The organism is Paraburkholderia sp., assembly GCF_034668105.1.
Classification (GTDB): Bacteria; Pseudomonadota; Gammaproteobacteria; order Burkholderiales; family Burkholderiaceae; genus Paraburkholderia.
Window position 1 is genome coordinate 1 of the sequence record NZ_JAXDPY010000490.1, and the last position, 6,071, is coordinate 6,071.

Sequence of the window (6,071 nt, forward strand, 5' to 3'; positions counted from 1 at the left end):
TATCAAACACGGGCGCCGCGCGTTGCACCGCGGCTGGGGTTGTCGCCATGTTGCGGCTGGGTGGGCGCCCGGAATGCGATTGCCGCCATGTTTTTGCGGCTGCGTTGCATGCCCGGAAACGCTCACGTCCATCGTGAACCGGTTATGGTTCGTTTATGTGGCTGGTTTATGGATCGATCACGTCGGCGCAAGCGTCGGTCGGCGCGGCGGCGACGTGCCCGACCAGCGGCACGATCTTCAAGCCGGCCGATGCGACCCGGCACGGTGCAGCGGCGAGGCCGCACCCTGTCATGCCGGCACACAGCGCAAGCGTCACGCCGAGCGCGCCGACACAGCCTAACTTCCCACGCCGCGTAGTCTCGCGGGATTCCAGGGCCATGCCTACCTCTACTTCAATGAGCGTCGGTGAATTTCGATGAGTCGGATTGCGCATGGGGCACGTTGCCTTACCTGGTCGAAACCGGCCGCACCGCCGCGGCGGCCTGCTTCGCGCGCGAGCGTGCTTCGTCGATACTCTCGCCGGTGGCGAGCGCCACGCCCATGCGGCGCTTGGCAAAGCTCTCCGGCTTGCCGAACAGACGCAGATCCGCATTCGGCACGGCCAACGCCGCCGCGACGCCTTCGAACGCGATCCCCGCTTCGTCGAGACCGCCGTAAATCACCGCCGACGCGCCCGGCGCCCGCAGCGACGTATCCACCGGCAAACCGAGGATCGCGCGCGCGTGCAGTTCGAACTCCGAGAAGCGTTGCGAGCAGAGCGTGACCAGACCCGTGTCGTGCGGACGCGGACTCACTTCCGAGAACCATACGTCGTCGCCGCGGACAAAAAGTTCCACGCCGAACAGGCCCCTGCCGCCCAAGGCCGCCGTCACCTTGTGCGCCACTTCACGCGAACGTTCGAGGGCGAGCGGGCTCATCGGCTGCGGCTGCCACGATTCGACGTAGTCGCCCGCCACCTGCACGTGGCCGATCGGGTCGCAAAAATAGGTGCTGACTTCGCCGCTCGCCGGATCGATCGCGCGCACGGTGAGCTGGGTAATTTCGTATTCGAAATCGATAAAGCCTTCGACGATCACGCGGCCGTGATTCACGCGCCCGCCGGCCATGGCGTATTGCCAGGCGGTTTCGACGTCGGCGTCGCTCTTCAGCACCGACTGCCCCTTGCCCGACGAGGACATCACCGGCTTCACCACGCACGGATAGCCGACCTTGGCGATGCCCGCGCGCAGCTCCTCGAGCGAATCCGCGAACGCGTACGGCGAAGTGGGCAGGCCGAGCTCTTCAGCGGCCAGACGGCGGATGCCTTCGCGATTCATGGTGAGTTGGGTGGCGCGCGCGGTCGGGATCACTTCGGCGAGGCCGTCGGTTTCGATCGCGGCGAGCGCATCCGTGGCGATCGCTTCGATCTCGGGGACGATCAGATGCGGGCGTTCCTGTTCGACCAGCGCGCGCAACGCGGCGTGATCCGTCATGTCGATCACGTGCGAGCGATGCGCGACCTGATGACCCGGTGCGTTCGGATAACGGTCGACGGCGATCACTTCGACGCCCAGCCGTTGCAGCGCGATGATCACTTCCTTGCCGAGCTCGCCGGCGCCTAGCAGCATGACGCGCGTGGCGGATTCAGAAAGGGGCGTGCCGATCCGTTGGCCGATCTGCATGGGGTCTCCAGATAAAAGTCGGATGAGGGTGGGATTGGGGAGACCACGATGTTAACATGCGCACCCCACTGCGCACCGGTTGCGCCGAGTGCGTTACCCTTACGCCTTCGCCAGTTTGAAGAGGAACGACGCCATGCTCCAAAGCTCCTCCGCGCGAGGTGTTGCGCGCTTCATCCCGTATGCGCGCACGGCCATCGCCGCGTTGAGCGTCGCCGCGCTATGCAGTGCGTGCGCCATGCCAAAGCATCCCGACACGGAAGCGGCGCCGCCCGATCCGTTCAACCCCGCCGCAACCCAGTTGCTCGACGACACCAGCTGGGTACTCAGCGGCTGGAAACAGGCCGACGGTACGGCACGCCAGGTTCCAGCCGCCGATCAGGGCGCGCCGATTACTCTCGTGCTATCCACCGACAAAGGTCAGCGCCACGCCAGCGGCTTTTCGGGCTGCAATCGCTACATGGGTTCGTATGCGCTGAAAGACGGCAAGCTGAGCTTCGGCACCCTGGGCGGCACGCGCATGGCATGCGCGACACCGGGCGGCCAGATCGAAGGCCCGTACCTGAACGCGTTGACGCACATCGACCGTACCGGCGTGCAGATGCGCGCGCCGCAGCAGATGCAATTGGTGCTCGATAACGGCGATACGCTCACGTTCGACCGCAGCGCTAAATGATGGACAGGCGGGTGCGCCTCGACGGTGGACGCGCACCCGCCTGCTGACTCGATGGCCTCCGACCTTCTCGATCTTTCTCGCGGCGGCCCTCTATCTGATTTCAAACGATGCCAGCGCGTAAGTCTCTCGCACGTAAAGCGACTGGAAAATCAGATCGTTTAAATTCCAATAAATAAGCAGTTATTCTTAAGCGCTCTTAGAAATTATTATTAAGAAAGCTCAAATTCGCACATTCCGAAATGCAGTGCCTCGTCATTTTGCCGCATTGCCTTCCTCAAGCACACCACTTACGATATTCACTGCATCCTTACCCGATGCAACCCATGGAGATTTATTTTAACTCGCCCACGCCATTAAAATAATGGGCAGGATTTGTTGCGCATAAATAGGAATTAATCATGCTTACTTGCAAGAAATCATTTTCCAATATACATGGCAACTCCACCGAGGCGATCAACTTCGCTTATCCGCACGCAAAGCCAACCGCTTTTGGTATCCTGGTCGCGGCCACACTTCTCACCGTATGCACGCTACCCGTTCAAGCAGCACTCCCGGCCCCTCCGTCACCTGTTTCAGAGCAGTCAATCCAGAATACCGTTTGGCGCCTTCAGAACTGGACGCGCCCCGACAACAGCATACGTGCTGTACCGCCTGAAGAAATCCCGGCAACGCTCGAATTTGCAAGTGAAAACACCATCATTGGCTACACGGGTTGCAATACGATCTCGGGCAAATATTCTTTCCCGCAAGACAATCTGTCGATACAGACGGCCAGCATGGGGCGCCGGGCCTGTTTCACCTTGCCGGATAGCCGGTTCGAACGGGAATATGCAAGGGCGCTGGGGACCATCGCCCAAAGCCGCATGCTCGCCGGTTCGCCGCGGAGATTACAGATGATTCTCAGCAGCGGCGAGAGGCTGGAATTCTTGCCCCTCCAGCACAATACCGTCGGACAGGCGAATTCCGCACTCCGCGTCACCCAGGAACGAATCCGAAATACCAAGTGGACACTCAAAAGCTGGAAGCCCGCAAACGGCGACATGCGGCCATTGCCCACGGGTGAGAAAGCACTCAGCTTCAATTTTTTTGATCAAGGGAGAGCCGACGGTTACACAGGATGCAACGCCATGCAGGCGAGCTATACGTTCGCCGATGGCAAGCTGTCAATCCAACCGGGCGTTACCACTCTGATGGTATGTGAAGAAACATCCCGGGATCCGCAAGGAAATCGCATCCGGGATAACTCCAGCTATATCCTGGAACGGGACTATCTCAATGCATTGTCGCAAATCAAAACAGCTGATATACAAATAGCATCGAGCACATCACAGCAATTGCGGCTGACTCTCGACAACCGCGACACGCTGGAGTTCGAGCGCAGTCCTGGGTGGATGACCGAGGCCTTTAACTGATCGCTGTAGCCGCCACTCGGCGCACTCTATGGCGGACGCAGCGTTAGCCATACCATGCCGACGATGACTACTGCGTAGATCGGTCGCCGGCCGGGGCGGAATTTTTTACGGCAGCCCTTAAAGCATTTTGCCCTGCCCGTTTCAGTTTAGAATCGCTGGCTTGCGCTTAAACGCGTCCGTCATTCGTTGATGTCCAGTATGCACACGGTAGTTTTCGGCTGGTTCGGCGGGTCAGCCGTCTGGTTCGTTCCTCTTTTGTGGCGCCTCGTGAAGTCGGTGCTGCCAGGCGGCGCAGGTTTGCGCGGCCCCGGCACGATCCGCCTTTGGCTCGGCTTCGTCTGCGTGATGGTGGCGAGCTGCACGCTGGAGGGGTCGCTGATCGGCGGGGCCGGCGTGAATGGTTTTGGCCATGCGCTGGCAGCGGGCTTCGGTCATCTGCTTGGACATATCGGCACGCCGCTCGCGGCGCTCGCCCTGCTCCTGATCAGCCTGCCCTGGCTGATCGACTTCCGCTGGCGCGACGTCGCCGGGTGGGCCGATGGCGCATTCGGCCTCGGCCTGTCACGCGGTCTCGCCAAACGCGACGAGGAAGCGCGCCGCCATCGCAGCGTCGATGACGGTTTGCCGTCGCATGTTTCGCCGTCCACTAATACGATGGCGCCGAAAAGCAATGGACGTTATGCGCGTCCGACTGTCTGGCGGCCGCCGGCGCGGGGGCGTGGTGCAGCAGCGGCTGGGGGTGCGGCGGCAGCAGCAGCGAAGGACGCAGCGGCGCGTGGTGCCGGAGCGAGCTGGCGCACTGGCGCAGTGAAGACGCGCGGTCAGGCAGCGCAAGCGGCGCAAGCGGAGCCGGTGCTGCGTATGTCAGCGGGGGCGCCGCGGCAAGCGCCGATACAAACACCGACATCAATGCACGCGCCGACGCAGGGCCGCTCGCTGAACACGGACAGGGCAGCGTGGATGCCGGCTGAGCCGGTTGCGCCGAGCGGTTGGTTGCGTGAGCCGGCAACGGCGCCGCGCACGGGCTCGTCGACAGCCGGTTCGGCGGCGGGACCGGGTACGGCCGCGACTCCCGCTCGTGATGGCGGAGCGCAAGTTGGCCGGCGCCCGGCGGGTCACCCATGGCCGGGAGAACCCGCGGCCACCGGCTCAGGCATGGCAGGTGTCGCCGGTCTCGCGGGTGCGGGTGCGGGTGCGGGTGCGGCGGCACATACGCCACAAGCGCTGCCCGCCGCGACGGCAACGCGGATGATGTCAGGTTCGGCAGCCGGTTCAGCAACGCGCGCCACGATCGGCGCAGGCCGCCCGTCGACAATTCAGGGTTCGGCAGCCAGTGGCGTCCCTTCGGGAAATCGCGCCCGGGCGGCTCAGCAGCCGTTTTCACCTGGTTCGCGTGCTAGCACCAACGTCGCGTCGGCGCAAGCAACGCGGCGCCCGGCTTCGTCCAGCGCCTCGGCGCCGAGCTACACACGACCGATGGCCACGGCGCAGAAGGTCGCACCGCCCGCCAGCGTCCAGGAGACGCTTCGCAGCATCGCGGAAAACGCCGCGCGCTGGACCGACATCGCGGGCGTCAGCCTCGCGCGCAGCAGCGGCGCGGAAAACGCCATAGTCACGACGACTCCCGTGAGCACCGAGCCGCAGGTCGAGGCTGGGCAATCGGGCGTGGCTTCGTCGTTGCCAAGTGACGGTGAACAGGCCGGGGTGCCGGGCGCGAGCGGGCCTTCGCAGGATAAAGCTGAAGCCGCACCGATCCCTATGCCAACGCAGCCGTTAGTCGAATCGCGGTCGTTTGCGGGGGCGCAATCGCCGGTCCAACTGCCACCAAGGGACGACACGCAGTCGCGGGTTGAAACGACACGGTCGAACGCTGCTGCCGCGGCACCGGTCGAGGAAGACGCCGACACTGTCGTGCAATGGCCGATTGAGCCGCCCATCATCCGGACACCGTTGGTCGCGACAGTGGTGTCCACGTCGGCATCTGCATTGACAGTAGGAGAAGCATTGGCGCCGGCGGAAAACTTGGCATCGGCACAAGCGGAGGCCTCCCTGCCAGCAGAGGCATCGCCACAAGCACAGGCACCCGCTCACGCTGATGTACCAATACCAGCCCCGACGTCCGCATCCGCGCCACCGGTGGCAGCACCAGCATCAGTGGTAGTGGCGGCACCAGCACTAGCACCAACGGCACAGCAACCAGCGCCGGTGCCGACTGCCACGCCGTTTCAAATCTTCGCGGCCCAGTTGCAGGAAAGCCGCACAGCAACAGACGTGTCACCGTTCATCGAAGAGGAACCGACGCAATCAAAGGCCGATACCGACCGC

The 6,071-nt window shown here is 63.3% G+C and carries 4 protein-coding genes and 1 pseudogene; 3 read left to right on the forward strand and 2 right to left on the reverse strand.

All coding sequences use genetic code 11. The features are described 5' to 3' along the window. Nucleotides 1-166: 166 nt before the first annotated feature. Both QOC89_RS22150 and purT read right to left on the reverse strand, forming a co-directional pair. Nucleotides 167-379, reverse strand: coding sequence for a DUF6726 family protein (locus QOC89_RS22150; protein ID WP_323046976.1), 213 nt, complete (start codon nucleotides 377-379; stop codon nucleotides 167-169). A 67-nt stretch (nucleotides 380-446) separates the two neighbouring features. Beyond that, entirely contained in the window at nucleotides 447-1,661 is a 1,215-nt protein-coding gene (gene purT, locus QOC89_RS22155; RefSeq protein WP_323046977.1) for a formate-dependent phosphoribosylglycinamide formyltransferase, read from the reverse strand. A 133-nt stretch (nucleotides 1,662-1,794) separates the two neighbouring features. Here purT and QOC89_RS22160 point away from each other — a divergent pair, with 133 nt between their 5' ends. The 3 genes and pseudogenes from QOC89_RS22160 to QOC89_RS22170 form a co-directional block, all read left to right on the forward strand. Beyond that, entirely contained in the window at nucleotides 1,795-2,334 is a 540-nt protein-coding gene (locus tag QOC89_RS22160) for an META domain-containing protein (protein ID WP_323046978.1), read from the forward strand. A 398-nt stretch (nucleotides 2,335-2,732) separates the two neighbouring features. Then, a complete protein-coding gene (locus QOC89_RS22165; protein ID WP_323046979.1) occupies nucleotides 2,733-3,746 on the forward strand; it encodes an META domain-containing protein in 1,014 nt (337 codons plus the stop codon). Nucleotides 3,747-3,944: 198 nt separating this feature from the next. Continuing rightward, nucleotides 3,945-6,071: pseudogene (locus QOC89_RS22170) on the forward strand (cell division protein FtsK); the annotation flags it as partial.

Bases quoted from the DNA above. Each gene is read 5' to 3' on its own strand.
- QOC89_RS22165 (WP_323046979.1), top strand. From the start codon at position 2,733: ATGCTTACTTGCAAGAAATCATTTTCCAATATACATGGCAACTCCACC.
- QOC89_RS22160 (WP_323046978.1), top strand. From the start codon at position 1,795: ATGCTCCAAAGCTCCTCCGCGCGAGGTGTTGCGCGCTTCATCCCGTAT.
- purT (WP_323046977.1), bottom strand. From the start codon at position 1,661: ATGCAGATCGGCCAACGGATCGGCACGCCCCTTTCTGAATCCGCCACG.
- QOC89_RS22150 (WP_323046976.1), bottom strand. From the start codon at position 379: ATGGCCCTGGAATCCCGCGAGACTACGCGGCGTGGGAAGTTAGGCTGT.